The sequence below is a fragment of the Citrobacter sp. FP75 genome, from assembly GCF_018342065.1.
Taxonomy (GTDB): Bacteria; Pseudomonadota; Gammaproteobacteria; order Enterobacterales; family Enterobacteriaceae; genus Citrobacter.
Window position 1 is genome coordinate 39,506 of sequence record NZ_JAFDOE010000006.1, and the last position, 15,903, is coordinate 55,408.

Sequence of the window (15,903 nt, forward strand, 5' to 3'; positions counted from 1 at the left end):
CGATGCTTAGCTTAGTTGTCAGTTGTCAGTATCAGAAAAGTTTTTACGCGTTTTTACCTGCGCCATGCTTTCGAGGATACGGTGATAATTCTCAAACCGAGTTTCGGCTATTGCCCCTTTCTCTACAGCCTCACGGATAGCGCAGCCGGGATCCGCATCATGTTTGCAGTCGCGATATTTGCAATGGCCCAGGTAGTCATGGAATTCGACAAAACCGTGGGTGATTTGTTCCGGCTCAAGATGCCACAGCCCAAACTCACGTACGCCGGGAGAGTCAATGACGTCACCACCGTGCGGGAAATGGTACAGGCGAGAGGCGGTCGTGGTGTGTTGTCCCAGACCGGAGTTATCGGAGACATCGTTGGTCAGGATCTCTTTTTGCAGGCCGAGCAGGTTATTGAGCAGGCTGGATTTGCCTACGCCTGACTGACCGGCAAAAATGCTAATACGATCGGTCAAGGCTTCTTCAAGCGGCTGTAGCCCGTCTTTTTTATGGCTTGATACCATCAACACGCGATAGCCAATATTGCGGTAGATATCCATCTGCTCGTTCACGAAGGCCATACCTTCATCGTCGAGCAAATCGATCTTGTTGAGTACGATAATGGGCTCGACCTGCAATGTTTCGCAGGCAACCAGATATCGGTCGATAATATTGAGCGACAGCTCGGGTAAGATGGCCGAAACAATGACGATTTGGTCAATGTTAGCCGCAATGGGTTTTACGCCGTCGTAAAAGTCAGGGCGCGTAAGTACCGAGGTACGTTCGTGTACCGCTTCAACGATCCCTTTCACGTTCACGCCTTCGGCCGCGGCTTTACCCGGACGCCAGACCACGCGATCGCCGGTAACCAGCGAACGAATTGTACGGCGGATGTTGCAACGGTGAACTTCGCCTTCGGCAGATTCCACATCGGCATGCATGCCAAAACGGCTGATAACAATGCCTTCAGCGGTCTCGCCAAACAGGTTGTCGTCATAGTCTGGCTTCTCCGTGGACGTTTTAAGACGACGCTGGTGATTGGCGTTCACGCGGCGCTGTTGGCCTTTGGAGAGTTTATTCTTACTCAATCGGACTGGCTCCTGGTCGCCCATTATGGGCAAAACATTTATGATACACGCAATTTTAGACGAATATAGTCACACTGAATGTGACGCTGAAGGGTGGAAAATAGCATGAGTGGCAATGAAAACAACCTGATTTGGATCGATCTGGAGATGACCGGTCTGGATCCCGAGCGCGATCGCATTATTGAGATCGCTACGCTGGTGACTGATGCCAACCTGAATATTTTGGCTGAAGGGCCGACGATTGCCGTCCACCAGTCCGACGAGCAGCTGGCGTTGATGGATGACTGGAACGTGCGCACGCACACCGGAAGTGGGCTGGTGGAGCGTGTGAAGGCGAGCACCATGGGCGATCGTGAAGCGGAGCTGGCGACGCTGGCGTTTTTAAAAGAGTGGGTTCCTGAAGGGAAATCACCTATTTGCGGCAATAGCATCGGTCAGGATCGTCGCTTCCTGTTTAAATACATGCCGGAGCTGGAGGCCTATTTCCATTATCGTTACCTGGACGTAAGCACGCTGAAAGAACTGGCTCGTCGTTGGAAGCCGGAGATCCTTGATGGCTTCACGAAGCAGGGGACGCATCAGGCGATGGACGACATTCGTGAATCGGTTGCCGAGCTTGCTTACTATCGCGAACATTTTATTAAGCTTTGATTTTATTCTCCGGTGGCTTGCGTCACCGGTTTTTTGACGCTAAATTGTTCACCTTGATTGTAAAGTAATCACTTGAACGAATTTTCAAAAAAAACGTATTCATGGGGGTTGCAGCTAAACGGATTTCTCGTATAATGCGCCTCCCGTAACGATGCAGAAATGCAGATTACGACAGCAACAAAAGCAGCACAGATTTGCGGGAATAGCTCAGTTGGTAGAGCACGACCTTGCCAAGGTCGGGGTCGCGAGTTCGAGTCTCGTTTCCCGCTCCAAAATTTGAAAATGCTTGTAAAGCACAGACCACCAATCGCAGGATTTCGAAGTGCGACAAGGCGGCAACTGAATGAGTCCTTGGGAGCTTACTGAAGTAAGTGGCTCAGGCGAATGAAGGCAGCCAACGCAGTAGCGGTTCGAAAGACGAAGATTATGCGGGAATAGCTCAGTTGGTAGAGCACGACCTTGCCAAGGTCGGGGTCGCGAGTTCGAGTCTCGTTTCCCGCTCCAAATTCTTATCTCAAAAAACATATCCACAACGAATAATCGCGTTGGGGCTGTTTTCTTTTGTCTTTGACATACTCTTGTAAACAGACTTATCCACAGGTTCGGGTATTATTCCTGGAATACAAAAAACTTCGCCTGGTGAATAGTATCTTTGTAACTAATTGAAATTAATAAATTAATTATCATTTCAAATTGTTAAAGCGATCACTTGACGATTTTTTCCCTCTTGAATATCAATGTGTTTTTATTTTTATACACAAGCTGTGGATGACTTAAGCGTCACGCGGCAGACCCTTTTCAATGACCCTGACCAGACGTTGTTTCTTCGGTAACTGCACCTCAATCACGCATGCATTTCGTTTCTCAATCTGCTGCGCAATCGCCCATTCTATGTGCTCGTCGAGAAGTGGGTGCTCACCTCGGCGATTTTCCAGCGCATTAATCACGGCTTCATCCCAGGGGGCATTTCCCAGCGCGACGGCGATATTTCGTAACCAGCGCAGGTGCCCAATGCGGCGAATAGCCGAACCTTCCGTCACTTTTAAAAACCACGCTTCGCTCCAGCTAAACAGCTCAATCAGTTCCGGGGCATGTAGCTGTTTGCGCGGGCTAAAGTCATCTTCTACGGTGAGCTGCGAATAGCGATTCCAGGGACAAATGAGCTGACAGTCATCGCAGCCATAGATTCGGTTGCCTAACAGTGGTCGAAATTCTTCCGGGATAGCGCCTTCCAGCTCGATAGTGAGATAGGAAATACAGCGGCGGGCATCAACGGTGTACGGTTCAACGATGGCCCCCGTGGGGCAAATGGTCATACAGGCCATGCATTTGCCGCAGCCTTCTTCTACGGGCCTATCCACAGGTAGCGGTAAATCGATCAGCAGTTCACCGAGGAAGAAAAATGATCCGGCTTCGCGGTTAAGAATTAGTGAGTGCTTACCAACCCAGCCAAGTCCGGCTTTTTCCGCCAGCGGACGCTCAAGAATGGGCGCAGAATCAACAAAAGGTCTAAAATTCAGCGAAACGCAATGCTGCTGGATCAACTCTCCCAGTTTTTTTAAGCGGTTACGCAGTAGCTTATGGTAGTCACGGCCCAGCGCATAACGGCTGACGTAGCCCAGAGAAGGATTTTTTAACGTGCTGGCAAACGCTGCGTTGGCGGGGAGATAGTTCATCCGCACGCTGATGACGCGCAAAGTGCCGGGCAATAATTCGTGGGGGCGGGCGCGCATCATGCCGTGACGGGCCATCCAGTCCATTTCGCCGTGGTATTGTTTATCCTGCCAGGCCTGCAGTTTGGGTTCGGCTTCGCTAAGGTCTGTATCAGCAATACCGACCTGCTGAAAGCCAAGTTCCAGGCCCCACTGCTTAATTTTTTGTGCTAACTGATTGAGATCGAGGGGCTCTGACATGACGGACCATACAATGAAGAAAAACCCCGCAAGTATACCACACTCCATCTGGCACGCCGATGACATCAGGCGGATGGAGCGAGAGGCGGCAGACTGCCTTGGGCTGACGCTGTATGAGCTGATGCAACGCGCGGGAGAGGCGGCGTTCCAGGTTGTCCGCAACGCGTACCCTGACGCGCGGCACTGGCTGGTGCTCTGCGGCCACGGTAATAACGGCGGCGATGGTTATGTCGTGGCGAGGCTTGCCAACGCGCTGGGCCTTGAGGTCACATTACTGGCCCAGGAGAGCGACAAACCGCTCCCGGAAGAGGCAGAACAGGCTCGTAACACCTGGCTGAATGCGGGGGGCATTATCCATACTCCAGATATCATCTGGCCTCAGGAGGTGGATGTTATTATCGATGCGCTGTCAGGTACCGGCTTAACACACGCGCCGCGCGAGCCTCTGGCTAAATTAATCGAACGAGCGAATGCCCATACAGCCCCGGTGGTAGCGATCGATATCCCTTCCGGTCTGCTGGCGCAGACGGGGGCGACACCGGGCGCGGTGATTAATGCAGTCCATACTGTCACCTTTATTGCGTTGAAGCCTGGCTTGCTCACCGGCAAAGCGCGTGATGTCACCGGGCGCATCCATTTTAATGCGCTAGGGCTGGACGCCTGGCTTGCCGAACAGGACGCGCCGATTCAGCGCTTTGATGCTTCACAACTTGCACATTGGTTAACGCCACGTCGGCCCACCTCGCATAAAGGTTCCCACGGTCGGCTGGTGATTATAGGCGGCGACCACGGCACGGCAGGCGCAATACGCATGGCCGGTGAAGCGGCGCTCCGCGCTGGTGCCGGATTGGTTAAGGTACTCACGCGCAGTGAAAATATTGCGCCGATTCTCACAGCCCGCCCGGAACTGATGGTCGATGCGCTGACGCCGCACACTTTAGATGAAAGTCTGGCGTGGGCGGATGTGGTGGTCATCGGACCTGGGCTTGGGCAGCAGGAGTGGGGCAAAAAAGCGCTGCAAAAAGTTGAGAATGTTCGTAAACCGATGCTCTGGGATGCCGATGCGCTTAACCTGCTGGCAATCAATCCCGATAAACGTCACAATCGCGTGATCACGCCGCATCCGGGTGAGGCTGCGCGTCTGCTGGGCTGTTCCATTACAGAAATTGAAGACGATCGCTTACTTTCTGCACAACGTCTGGTAAAACGGTACGGAGGTGTGGTGGTGCTGAAAGGCGCGGGTACGGTTGTGGCCTCTGAACACAATGCGTTAGGCATTATTGATGCCGGTAACGCAGGAATGGCCAGCGGCGGTATGGGCGATGTGCTCTCCGGCATCATTGGTGCATTGCTCGGACAGAAGCTTACCCCGTATGATGCTGCGTGTGCGGGATGTGTGGCGCACGGCGCGGCAGCAGATGTGCTGGCGGCGCGTTTTGGTACGCGCGGCATGCTGGCGACTGATCTCTTTACCACGCTACAACGTATTGTTAACCCTGATGTGATTGACGTTTATCATGATGAATCGAGTAATTCCGCTACCGGATGAACAGGCGACGTTAGACCTGGGACTGCGGGTAGCCAAGGCCTGTGACGGCGCGACGGTTATTTATTTGTACGGCGATTTGGGCGCGGGTAAAACCACCTTTAGCCGGGGATTCCTGCAGGCGTTAGGTCATAAAGGCAATGTAAAAAGCCCCACCTATACGCTGGTTGAACCCTATTCGCTCGAGAATTTGATGGTGTATCACTTCGATTTGTACCGACTTGCGGACCCGGAGGAGCTGGAATTTATGGGGATCCGCGATTATTTTGCCAATGATGCAATTTGCCTGGTGGAATGGCCACAACAAGGTAAAGGTGTACTGCCAGACCCGGACGTCGAAATACACATTGAATACCAGGCGCAAGGTCGAGAGGCGCGCGTAAGTGCCGTCTCCTCATCGGGTGATTTATTGCTGGCGCGTTTAGCCGATTAACCTTAAGGGTGGCGGGATGATTTATCGCATCAGAAACTGGCTGATGGCAACCCTGGTCCTGCTGTGCGCGCAGGCAGGGGCCGCCAGCCTTTCCGATCTTCAGGTTTCCAATGGTGAACAACAGGCGCGGATTACGCTCAGCTTTATTGGCGAACCTGAATATGCCGTTTCGCAGGACGGGAAGCGAACCGTTGCGCTGGATATTAAACAAACCGGTGTGATTCAGGGATTACCGCTGTTGTTTAGCGGGAATAACCTGGTGAAGGCGATTCGTGCGGGCGCACCGAATGATCCACAGTCTTTGCGACTGGTCGTCGATTTAACCGAGAACGGAAAAGCTGCCGCGGTAAAACGGCAAAACGGTGGCAACTATACCGTCGTGTTTACCATTAATGCTGATGCCCCTCCGCCGCCGCCTCCACCTCCTGTGGTGGTAAAGCGCGTTGAAGCGCCCGTTGTCGCTCCGCGTCCGGCAGAGCCTGCGCGAAACCCGTTTAAAACGGAAAACAATCGCACGACTGCCGTGACTAACAGTAATACGGCTACGCGACCCGCCGCTCGGGCGACGAGCAGCAATAATGGCGACAAAGTGGTCATTGCAATTGATGCAGGGCACGGCGGGCAAGATCCTGGCGCGATTGGGCCTGGCGGCACGCGTGAGAAAAACGTCACCATCGCCGTCGCGCGTAAGCTGCGTAGTTTGCTCAATGATGATCCGATGTTTAAGGGCGTACTCACCCGTGACGGCGATTACTTTATCTCGGTGATGGGGCGTTCCGACGTCGCGCGTAAACAAAATGCCAATTTTCTGGTCTCAATTCATGCGGATGCCGCGCCAAACCGGGATGCCACAGGCGCATCCGTGTGGGTGCTGTCAAACCGTCGGGCCAACACTGAAATGGCCGGCTGGCTGGAACAGCACGAGAAACAGTCAGAGCTGTTGGGCGGCGCAGGTGATGTGCTGGCAAACAGCCAGTCCGACCCGTATTTGAGCCAGGCGGTGCTGGACCTGCAGTTCGGTCATTCACAGCGCGTAGGGTATGATGTGGCGACCAGCATGATTGGGCAGCTAGAGCGTATTGGTTCGATGCATAAGCGTCGTCCGGAACACGCCAGCCTGGGCGTATTGCGTTCGCCTGATATCCCGTCAGTGCTGGTTGAAACCGGCTTTATCAGTAACAACAGCGAAGAGCGTTTGTTGGCGAGCGATGATTATCAGCGGCAACTGGCCGAGGCGATTTACAAAGGACTGCGTAACTATTTCCAGGCGCACCCGATGCAAACCGGGCCGCAGGGCGCACCGGCACAAACCGCCAGCGCTGTCTCGCCGGGTGACACGTTAACCAATTAAGGATTAGCCATGCCGATTCAGGTTCTACCGCCACAGCTGGCGAACCAAATTGCCGCAGGTGAAGTGGTAGAACGACCTGCGTCAGTGGTCAAAGAGCTGGTAGAAAACAGCATCGATGCGGGTGCAACGCGTATTGATATTGATATCGAACGCGGCGGCGCCAAGCTTATCCGCATTCGTGATAACGGCTGCGGCATTAAAAAAGACGAGCTGGCACTGGCGCTGGCGCGTCATGCGACCAGTAAAATTGCCTCGCTTGACGATCTCGAAGCCATCGTGAGCCTCGGATTTCGCGGGGAAGCGCTGGCTAGCATCAGCTCGGTTTCTCGTTTAACGCTGACGTCACGTACGCAGGAACAACCCGAAGCCTGGCAGGCCTATGCCGAAGGGCGCGACATGGATGTGACGGTTAAACCTGCCGCGCATCCGGTTGGCACTACGCTGGAGGTGTTGGATCTGTTTTACAACACGCCAGCACGGCGTAAGTTCATGCGTACCGAAAAAACCGAATTTAACCACATCGATGAGATTATCCGCCGTATTGCGCTGGCGCGTTTTGATGTGACAATAAATTTATCGCACAACGGAAAAATGGTTCGTCAGTACCGCGCAGTCGCAGCCGATGGTCAGAAAGAGCGTCGTCTGGGCGCGATTTGCGGCACACCGTTTCTGGAGCATGCGCTGGCGATTGAGTGGCAGCATGGTGATTTAACGCTGCGTGGATGGGTGGCTGACCCGAATCACACCACGACGGCGCTGGCGGAAATACAGTACTGCTATGTGAATGGCCGTATGATGCGCGATCGGCTGATCAACCACGCTATTCGTCAGGCCTGCGAAGATAAACTCGGGGCCGATCAGCAGCCTGCATTTGTCCTGTACCTGGAGATCGACCCGCATCAGGTGGATGTTAACGTGCATCCTGCCAAGCATGAAGTCCGTTTCCATCAGTCCCGACTGGTACATGATTTTATCTATCAGGGCGTGCTGAGCGTATTGCAGCAGCAGCTTGAAACCCCGCTGCCCCTGGCCGATGACGAAGAGCTTGCGCCAAGGTATATCCCGGAAAACCGGGTAGCGGCAGGACGTAACCACTTTGCCGAACCGGCCCCTGCGCGTGAGCCGACTACACCGCGTTACTCTGCTGGTGTCGGTGCCGCTCGTCAGACGAGCGCCAGTTGGCCTCATGCCCAGCCCGGATATCAAAAGCAGCAGGGGGAAATTTATCAGCAACTGCTGCAGACGCCTGTGTCAACGCCAACTAACAAACCCCCTGTGTCTGAAACACCTGCAGTACCTCTGACCGGAAACAGCCAAAGTTTTGGCCGTGTATTGACGATCGTTGGGGCAGACTGCGCATTACTGGAATGTGATGGTCATATTCGCCTGCTGGCGTTGCCGGTGGCCGAGCGCTGGCTGCGTCAGGCGCAGTTAACGCCAGAGCAAGGGCCCATCTGCGCCCAGCCGTTGCTCATCCCATTGCGTTTGAAAGTGACCCATGATGAGAAGGCGGCGCTGCAAAAAGCGCAGAGTCAGTTGGCCGAATTGGGCATTGAATTTCAACTGGATGCGCAGCATGTGACCATCCGGGCAGTGCCTTTACCCTTACGCCAACAAAATTTACAAATCTTGATTCCTGAACTGATAGGCTATCTGGCGCTGCAGTCCGTATTCGAACCTGGCGATATTGCACAGTGGATTGCGCGAAACGTCATGAGTGAACATCCGCAGTGGAGTATGGCCCAGGCCATTACGTTGTTAACGGATGTTGAGCGGCTATGCCCACAATTAGTGAAGGCGCCGCCGGGTGGTCTGTTGCAACCTGTTGATTTACATTCGGTAATGAACGCCCTGAAACATGAGTGATATCAGTAAGGCGAGCCTGCCAAAGGCACTATTTTTGATGGGGCCGACGGCCTCCGGTAAAACGGCATTAGCAATTGAATTGCGTAAAGTTTTGCCAGTAGAGTTGATAAGCGTTGATTCCGCCCTTATTTACAAAGGGATGGATATCGGTACAGCTAAGCCGGATGCTGAAGAGTTAAAGGCCGCGCCGCATCGACTGCTGGATATTCGCGATCCGGCACAGGCGTATTCTGCTGCAGATTTTCGTCGCGATGCGCTAGCTGAGATGGCTGATATCACCGCGGCGGGACGCATCCCGCTGTTAGTGGGTGGCACAATGTTATATTTCAAGGCCTTGCTGGAAGGATTGTCGCCGTTACCGTCGGCAGATCCGGAAGTCAGGGCCAGGATTGAGCAGCAGGCGGCAGAGCGTGGATGGGACGCGTTACACCGACGGCTTCAGGAGATCGATCCGGTCGCTGCGGCGCGGATTCATCCAAATGATCCGCAAAGACTTTCCCGGGCACTGGAAGTTTTTTTCATTTCGGGTAAAACTTTAACGGAGCTGACGCAAACGTCAGGAGATGCTTTGCCGTATCAGGTGCATCAGTTTGCAATCGCCCCGGCGAGCCGTGAACTGCTCCATCAGCGAATTGAGCAGCGTTTTCATCAGATGTTAGCTTCAGGTTTTGAAGCAGAAGTCCGGGCGCTTTTTGCCCGAGGAGATTTGCATACGGATTTGCCTTCCATTCGTTGTGTAGGGTATCGCCAGATGTGGTCATACATTGAAGGCGAAATTTCATACGATGAAATGGTTTATAGAGGTGTTTGCGCCACGAGGCAGTTGGCGAAGCGGCAAGTAACCTGGTTGCGTGGTTGGGAAGGGGTGCACTGGCTTGACAGTGAAAAGCCTGACCAGGCGCGAAACGAAGTATTACAGGTTGTTGGTGCTATCGCGAATTGAATGTGTACAATTGAAACGTATCGTGCGCAATTTTCAGAACCATAAGGTTCAATACGCAAAATCATTCAAGTTGCATCAAGGCAGCGAGAGAGTGAATCCCATGAGCTTACTCAAGTAAGTGACCGGGGTGAACAAACGGAGCTAACGCAGAGGCAGCCTGAAGGATGAAACGTATTAAGTACAAATAAGCATATAAGGAAAAGAGAGAATGGCTAAGGGGCAATCTTTACAAGATCCGTTCCTGAACGCACTGCGTCGGGAACGTGTTCCAGTTTCTATTTATTTGGTGAATGGTATTAAGCTGCAAGGTCAAATCGAGTCTTTTGATCAGTTCGTGATCCTGTTGAAAAACACGGTCAGCCAGATGGTTTATAAGCACGCGATTTCTACTGTTGTCCCGTCTCGTCCGGTATCTCATCACAGTAATAATGCCACCGGCGGCACTGGTAGCAGTAACTACCATCACGGTAGTAGCGCGCAGGGTTCTTCTGCGCAACAGGACAGCGAAGAAACCGAATAAGGTTGTTAGCTGTTTTACACACGGGGAGCCAGAGATCCTGCGTTCCCCGTTGATACATATTAAGGGGTTGACGCTTGTTTGACCGTTATGATGCCGGTGAGCAGGCGGTACTGGTACACATCTATTTTTCGCAAGACAAAGATATGGAAGACCTCCAGGAGTTTGAATCTCTGGTTTCTTCCGCCGGTGTCGAAGCAATGCAGGTGATTACCGGGAGCCGTAAAGCACCGCACCCGAAGTTTTTTGTTGGTGAAGGTAAGGCAATCGAAATTGCGGAAGCCGTAAAAGCGACTGGCGCTGCGGTGGTGATTTTTGATCATGCTTTGAGCCCTGCCCAGGAACGTAACCTGGAACAGTTATGCCAGTGTCTTGTTATCGACAGGACCGGTCTCATTTTAGATATTTTTGCCCAGCGTGCGCGTACCCATGAGGGTAAGTTGCAGGTTGAGCTGGCGCAGTTGCGCCATATGGCTACGCGTCTGGTCCGTGGCTGGACCCACCTTGAAAGGCAAAAGGGCGGGATTGGTTTGCGCGGTCCGGGTGAAACCCAGCTCGAAACCGACCGTCGTTTGCTGCGTAATCGTATTTTGCAGATCCAGTCGCGCCTGCAAAAAGTTGAAAAGCAACGTGAGCAGGGGCGGCAGTCGCGCAAGAAAGCGGATGTTCCAACCGTCTCACTGGTGGGATATACCAACGCCGGAAAATCCACCCTGTTCAACCAGATAACCGAAGCCCGGGTTTATGCAGCGGATCAGCTGTTTGCAACCCTGGATCCGACGTTACGGCGTATTGACGTAGCGGACGTCGGCGAAACCGTGCTGGCGGATACTGTAGGGTTTATCCGTCATTTGCCGCACGACCTGGTGGCGGCATTTAAAGCCACTTTGCAGGAGACTCGTCAGGCGACATTGCTGCTGCATGTTATTGATGCGGCGGATTTTCGTGTGCAGGAAAACATTGAGGCCGTCGACACGGTGCTCGAAGAGATCGACGCGCACGAGATCCCGACCCTGCTGGTGATGAATAAAATCGATATGCTGGACGATTTCGAGCCGCGTATCGACAGAGATGAAGAAAATAAACCAATCCGCGTTTGGGTTTCAGCACAAACCGGTATTGGCATACCACAGCTTTTTCAGGCTTTAACAGAGCGTCTTTCTGGTGAGGTTGCGCAGCATACGTTGCGTTTGCCGCCGCAGGAAGGGCGTCTGAGAAGCCGGTTTTACCAACTTCAGGCAATAGAAAAAGAGTGGATGGAGGAGGACGGCAGCGTAGGTCTGCAAGTTCGCATGCCAATCGTTGACTGGCGTCGCCTCTGTAAACAAGAACCGGCACTTGAAGACTATGTTGTCTGACCTGACGGATATGGCCTGAAGATTTTTTCGCCTCTATACCTCGTGGATTTTGTGCGGCAGGAAGGCGGTAAGTCCTGAAATCCCCTGGAGCATAGTCAACTATGTGACTGGGGTTGAGGGACGTAGCCAACGCATCTGTAGCGTAAAAGACGCAGGTATAGCATCGCATAACAAATATGGAGCACAAAAATGGCGTGGAATCAGCCCGGTAATAACGGACAAGACCGCGACCCCTGGGGAAGCAGCAAACCTGGCGGCAACCCTGAGGGAAATGGAAACAAAGGTGGTCGCGATCAGGGACCTCCCGATCTTGATGATATCTTCCGTAAGCTGAGTAAAAAACTCGGCGGTCTGGGGGGCGGAAAAGGTACTGGCTCTGGTGGCGGTAGTTCATCGCAAGGCCCGCGTCCGCAACTGGGCGGTCGAGTCTTTACTATTGCCGCAGCAGCTATTGTCATTATCTGGGCAGCCAGCGGTTTCTACACCATTAAAGAAGCGGAACGTGGCGTGGTGACACGCTTCGGTAAATTCAGCCATTTGGTTGAGCCGGGTCTGAACTGGAAACCGACATTTGTTGATACCGTCACGCCGGTGAACGTTGAAGCCGTGCGTGAGCTGGCAGCCTCCGGTGTGATGCTGACCTCTGACGAAAACGTCGTGCGCGTTGAGATGAACGTGCAGTACCGTGTAACCGATCCGCAGAAGTATCTGTTTAGCGTGACCAGTGCTGATGACAGCCTGCGTCAGGCAACCGACAGCGCCCTGCGTGGAGTTATCGGTAAATACACCATGGACCGTATCCTGACCGAAGGGCGTACCGTTATTCGTAGCGATACCCAACGTGAACTGGAAGAGACCATTCGTCCGTACAACATGGGTATTACTCTGCTGGACGTCAACTTCCAGGCAGCACGTCCGCCGGAAGAGGTGAAAGCGGCGTTTGACGATGCCATCGCGGCGCGTGAAAACGAACAGCAGTACATTCGTGAAGCTGAAGCGTACACCAACGAAGTACAGCCGCGTGCTAACGGTCAGGCGCAGCGTATTCTTGAAGAAGCGCGTGCGTACAAAACACGAACCATCCTGGAAGCACAGGGTGAAGTGGCGCGTTTCGCAAAAATCCTGCCGGAATATAAAGCCGCACCGCAGATTACTCGCGAGCGTCTGTATATCGAGACCATGGAAAAAGTGCTGAGCCATACCCGTAAAGTGTTGGTTAACGACAAGGGTGGCAATCTGATGGTTCTGCCGTTGGATCAAATGCTAAAAGGCGGCAACGCCCCGGCAGCAAAGGGTGAGGGCAGTTCAAACCTGCTGACTCTGCCGCCAGCATCGTCTTCCAGCACGGGAGCAAGCAACACCTCGTCCACCAGTCAGGGCGATATTATGGACCAACGCCGCGTTAACGCGCAGCGTAACGACTACCAGCGTCAGGGGGAATAACGATGCGTAAGTCAGTTATTGCGATTATCATCATCGTTCTGGTAGTGCTGTTCATGTCTCTCTTTGTGGTCAAAGAAGGCGAGCGTGGTATTACCCTGCGCTTTGGCAAAGTTCTCCGTGACGATGACAACAAACCGCTGGTCGTAGCACCGGGCCTGCACTTCAAGATTCCGTTTATTGAATCAGTGAAGATGCTTGATGCGCGTATTCAGACCATGGACAACCAGGCCGATCGCTTTGTTACCAAAGAGAAGAAAGACCTGATCGTTGACTCCTACATCAAGTGGCGTATCAGCGACTTCAGCCGTTACTACCTGGCAACAGGCGGTGGCGATGTTTCTCAGGCAGAAGTCCTGTTAAAACGTAAGTTCTCTGACCGTCTGCGTTCTGAAATCGGTCGTCTGGACGTAAAAGATATCGTTACCGACTCCCGTGGTCGCTTAACGCTGGAAGTCCGTGATGCGCTGAACTCGGGTTCTGCAGGTACAGAAGACGAAGTCGCGACGCCTGCGGCGGACAGTGCGATTGCTGAAGCGGCTGAACGTGTTCAGGCTGAAACCAACGGTAAAGTCCCGGTCATCAACCCGAACAGTATGGCGGCGTTGGGGATCGAAGTGGTTGACGTGCGGATTAAGCAAATCAACCTGCCTGCTGAAGTGTCTGAAGCCATCTACAACCGTATGCGCGCTGAGCGTGAAGCGGTAGCGCGTCGCCATCGTTCACAGGGTCAGGAAGAAGCGGAAAAACTGCGTGCAACAGCGGACTATGAAGTCACCAAAACGCTGGCAGAATCTGAGCGTCAGGGCCGTATTATGCGCGGTGAAGGCGATGCAGAAGCTGCGAAACTGTTTGCTGACGCTTTCAGTCAGGATCCCGACTTCTACGCCTTCATCCGTAGCCTGCGTGCTTACGAGAAGAGCTTCGAAGGTAATCAGGACGTGATGATTATGAGTCCGGACAGTGATTTCTTCCGCTACATGAAGACACCGAATACCGCGACACGCTAAACTCGCACCTGCGGTTTTAGACCAACAAAACCACCAGCGTCCCCAGGGATGCGGTGGTTTTCTTTTTATATAAGGACAACGGATGAATTCGACAATTTTGCTGGCGCTCGCGCTGGTTTTGGTGCTGGAAGGTCTGGGTCCGATGCTTTATCCCAGTGCCTGGAAGAAAATGATCGGGGCAATGGCGCAACTTCCGGAAAATATTTTGCGTCGTTTTGGCGGAGGTCTTGTGGTTGCGGGCGTGGTGGTCTACTACATGTTGAAGAAAACGATTGGCTGAACAATAAGTAGACTAATTTGCGGTTTTTCGCATGCAAAAAGTGCTGTATATCTGAAAAAGCGGTGGTAGAATCCATTTTTAAGCAAACGGTGATTTTGAAAAATGGGTAACAACGTCGTCGTACTGGGCACCCAATGGGGTGACGAAGGTAAAGGGAAGATCGTCGATCTCCTGACTGAACGGGCTAAATATGTTGTGCGCTACCAGGGTGGTCACAATGCAGGCCATACTCTCGTAATCAACGGTGAAAAAACCGTCCTCCATCTTATTCCATCAGGCATTCTTCGCGAAAACGTCATCAGCATCATCGGTAACGGTGTTGTGCTGTCTCCGTCCGCGCTGATGAAAGAGATGAAAGGACTGGAAGACCGTGGGATTCCTGTCCGTGAGCGCCTGCTGCTGTCTGAAGCGTGTCCGCTGATCCTTGATTATCATGTTGCGTTAGATAATGCGCGTGAGAAAGCGCGTGGCGCGAAAGCGATCGGCACCACGGGTCGTGGTATCGGGCCTGCTTATGAAGACAAAGTAGCACGTCGCGGTCTGCGCGTTGGCGATCTGTTTGATAAAGCAACCTTCGCTGAAAAACTGAAAGAAGTGATGGAATATCACAACTTCCAGCTGGTGAATTTCTATAAAGTTGACGCTGTTGACTACCAGAAAGTGCTGGATGATGTGATGGCGATTGCCGACATCCTGACCTCTATGGTTGTTGATGTCTCCGATCTGCTGGACCAGGCGCGTAAGCGTGGCGATTTCGTCATGTTTGAAGGTGCGCAGGGTACGCTGCTGGATATCGACCACGGTACCTATCCGTACGTAACGTCCTCCAACACCACTGCGGGTGGCGTGGCGACCGGCTCCGGCCTGGGCCCGCGTTATGTGGACTACGTTCTGGGTATCATCAAAGCTTACTCGACTCGCGTAGGTGCAGGTCCGTTCCCGACCGAGCTGTTTGATGATGTCGGCGAGTTCCTGTGCAAGCAGGGTAACGAATATGGCGCGACCACCGGTCGTCGTCGTCGTACCGGCTGGCTGGACTCCGTTGCTGTGCGTCGTGCAGTACAGATTAACTCCCTGTCTGGCTTCTGCCTGACCAAACTGGACGTACTGGACGGTTTGAAAGAGGTGAAAATCTGTGTGGCTTACCGTATGCCGGATGGTCGTGAAGTGACGACTACCCCGCTGGCTGCTGACGACTGGAAAGGCATCGAGCCGATCTACGAAACCATGCCTGGCTGGTCTGAATCTACTTTCGGTGTGAAAGAGCGTAGTGGTCTGCCGCAGGCAGCGCTGAATTACGTCAAGCGTATTGAAGAGCTGACCGGTGTGCCGATTGATATTATTTCAACTGGCCCAGACCGTACTGAAACCATGATTCTGCGCGATCCGTTCGACGCATAATTTGGGTTGTTGCGTAGCGTCAGATGGCGCTACGCTTGCTTTATCGTAGGCCGGATGAGAGGCTTTGCATCGGTATTTGGCTTAAAATTACGTAAGTTCCTCGCTTTTTTCCTTCCCGAACTG

The 15,903-nt window shown here is 53.1% G+C and carries 14 protein-coding genes and 2 tRNA genes; 14 read left to right on the top strand and 2 right to left on the bottom strand.

All coding sequences use genetic code 11. The features are described from left to right. Positions 1 to 18: 18 nt before the first annotated feature. Positions 19 to 1,071, bottom strand: coding sequence for a small ribosomal subunit biogenesis GTPase RsgA (gene rsgA / locus JQ822_RS18580; RefSeq protein ID WP_213134706.1), 1,053 nt, complete (start codon positions 1,069 to 1,071; stop codon positions 19 to 21). Between the two features lie 105 nt (positions 1,072 to 1,176). Between rsgA and orn the strand changes: the two genes are divergently transcribed. The 3 genes from orn to JQ822_RS18595 all read left to right on the top strand — a co-directional run bounded on the left by orn (position 1,177) and on the right by JQ822_RS18595 (position 2,226). Next, entirely contained in the window at positions 1,177 to 1,722 is a 546-nt protein-coding gene (orn, locus tag JQ822_RS18585) for an oligoribonuclease (protein WP_213134707.1), read from the top strand. 196 nt (positions 1,723 to 1,918) lie between these two features. Continuing rightward, positions 1,919 to 1,994, top strand: a tRNA-Gly gene (locus JQ822_RS18590). A gap of 156 nt (positions 1,995 to 2,150) precedes the next feature. Beyond that, positions 2,151 to 2,226, top strand: a tRNA-Gly gene (locus tag JQ822_RS18595). A 269-nt stretch (positions 2,227 to 2,495) separates the two neighbouring features. Here JQ822_RS18595 and queG read toward each other — a convergent pair. Then, positions 2,496 to 3,635, bottom strand: coding sequence for a tRNA epoxyqueuosine(34) reductase QueG (gene queG / locus JQ822_RS18600; protein WP_213134708.1), 1,140 nt, complete (start codon positions 3,633 to 3,635; stop codon positions 2,496 to 2,498). On the opposite strand from queG, the gene nnr reads away from it, so the two are divergent. The 11 genes from nnr (at position 3,634) to purA (ending at position 15,780) form a co-directional block, all read left to right on the top strand. Beyond that, complete coding sequence (nnr, locus tag JQ822_RS18605; RefSeq protein WP_213134709.1) at positions 3,634 to 5,184, top strand: bifunctional ADP-dependent NAD(P)H-hydrate dehydratase/NAD(P)H-hydrate epimerase; 1,551 nt, start codon at positions 3,634 to 3,636, stop codon at positions 5,182 to 5,184. The genes queG and nnr overlap by 2 nt on opposite strands. After that, positions 5,153 to 5,614: a tRNA (adenosine(37)-N6)-threonylcarbamoyltransferase complex ATPase subunit type 1 TsaE gene (tsaE, locus tag JQ822_RS18610; RefSeq protein ID WP_213134710.1), complete on the top strand. Its 462-nt coding sequence runs from the start codon at positions 5,153 to 5,155 to the stop codon at positions 5,612 to 5,614. The genes nnr and tsaE overlap by 32 nt, the downstream gene beginning before the upstream one ends. A gap of 16 nt (positions 5,615 to 5,630) precedes the next feature. Next, positions 5,631 to 6,965 carry an N-acetylmuramoyl-L-alanine amidase AmiB gene (amiB, locus tag JQ822_RS18615; RefSeq protein WP_213134711.1) on the top strand — a complete coding sequence of 445 codons (1,335 nt, stop codon included), beginning with the start codon at positions 5,631 to 5,633 and terminating at the stop codon, positions 6,963 to 6,965. A 9-nt stretch (positions 6,966 to 6,974) separates the two neighbouring features. Beyond that, positions 6,975 to 8,831 carry a DNA mismatch repair endonuclease MutL gene (gene mutL, locus JQ822_RS18620; protein WP_213134712.1) on the top strand — a complete coding sequence of 619 codons (1,857 nt, stop codon included), beginning with the start codon at positions 6,975 to 6,977 and terminating at the stop codon, positions 8,829 to 8,831. Continuing rightward, complete coding sequence (miaA, locus tag JQ822_RS18625) at positions 8,824 to 9,774, top strand: tRNA (adenosine(37)-N6)-dimethylallyltransferase MiaA (RefSeq protein WP_213134713.1); 951 nt, start codon at positions 8,824 to 8,826, stop codon at positions 9,772 to 9,774. Before mutL ends, miaA begins: the two co-directional genes overlap by 8 nt. Positions 9,775 to 9,982: 208 nt before the next feature. Further along, positions 9,983 to 10,294, top strand: coding sequence for an RNA chaperone Hfq (hfq, locus tag JQ822_RS18630; protein ID WP_096758588.1), 312 nt, complete (start codon positions 9,983 to 9,985; stop codon positions 10,292 to 10,294). A 74-nt stretch (positions 10,295 to 10,368) separates the two neighbouring features. After that, entirely contained in the window at positions 10,369 to 11,649 is a 1,281-nt protein-coding gene (hflX, locus tag JQ822_RS18635; RefSeq protein WP_213134714.1) for a ribosome rescue GTPase HflX, read from the top strand. A 189-nt stretch (positions 11,650 to 11,838) separates the two neighbouring features. Continuing rightward, entirely contained in the window at positions 11,839 to 13,092 is a 1,254-nt protein-coding gene (gene hflK / locus JQ822_RS18640; protein ID WP_213134715.1) for an FtsH protease activity modulator HflK, read from the top strand. A gap of 2 nt (positions 13,093 to 13,094) precedes the next feature. Then, a complete protein-coding gene (gene hflC / locus JQ822_RS18645) occupies positions 13,095 to 14,099 on the top strand; it encodes a protease modulator HflC (RefSeq protein WP_135323416.1) in 1,005 nt (334 codons plus the stop codon). 82 nt (positions 14,100 to 14,181) lie between these two features. Further along, positions 14,182 to 14,379, top strand: coding sequence for a DUF2065 domain-containing protein (locus tag JQ822_RS18650; protein ID WP_096758584.1), 198 nt, complete (start codon positions 14,182 to 14,184; stop codon positions 14,377 to 14,379). Between the two features lie 102 nt (positions 14,380 to 14,481). Beyond that, a complete protein-coding gene (gene purA / locus JQ822_RS18655) occupies positions 14,482 to 15,780 on the top strand; it encodes an adenylosuccinate synthase (RefSeq protein ID WP_135323414.1) in 1,299 nt (432 codons plus the stop codon). Positions 15,781 to 15,903: the final 123 nt, after the last annotated feature.

Excerpts from the sequence above, each read along its gene's own strand:
- orn (WP_213134707.1), top strand. The coding sequence starts at position 1,177 with ATGAGTGGCAATGAAAACAACCTGATTTGGATCGATCTGGAGATGACC.
- nnr (WP_213134709.1), top strand. The coding sequence starts at position 3,634 with ATGACGGACCATACAATGAAGAAAAACCCCGCAAGTATACCACACTCC.
- queG (WP_213134708.1), bottom strand. The coding sequence starts at position 3,635 with ATGTCAGAGCCCCTCGATCTCAATCAGTTAGCACAAAAAATTAAGCAG.
- tsaE (WP_213134710.1), top strand. The coding sequence starts at position 5,153 with ATGATGAATCGAGTAATTCCGCTACCGGATGAACAGGCGACGTTAGAC.
- amiB (WP_213134711.1), top strand. The coding sequence starts at position 5,631 with ATGATTTATCGCATCAGAAACTGGCTGATGGCAACCCTGGTCCTGCTG.
- mutL (WP_213134712.1), top strand. The coding sequence starts at position 6,975 with ATGCCGATTCAGGTTCTACCGCCACAGCTGGCGAACCAAATTGCCGCA.
- miaA (WP_213134713.1), top strand. The coding sequence starts at position 8,824 with ATGAGTGATATCAGTAAGGCGAGCCTGCCAAAGGCACTATTTTTGATG.
- hfq (WP_096758588.1), top strand. The coding sequence starts at position 9,983 with ATGGCTAAGGGGCAATCTTTACAAGATCCGTTCCTGAACGCACTGCGT.
- hflK (WP_213134715.1), top strand. The coding sequence starts at position 11,839 with ATGGCGTGGAATCAGCCCGGTAATAACGGACAAGACCGCGACCCCTGG.
- hflC (WP_135323416.1), top strand. The coding sequence starts at position 13,095 with ATGCGTAAGTCAGTTATTGCGATTATCATCATCGTTCTGGTAGTGCTG.
- JQ822_RS18650 (WP_096758584.1), top strand. The coding sequence starts at position 14,182 with ATGAATTCGACAATTTTGCTGGCGCTCGCGCTGGTTTTGGTGCTGGAA.
- purA (WP_135323414.1), top strand. The coding sequence starts at position 14,482 with ATGGGTAACAACGTCGTCGTACTGGGCACCCAATGGGGTGACGAAGGT.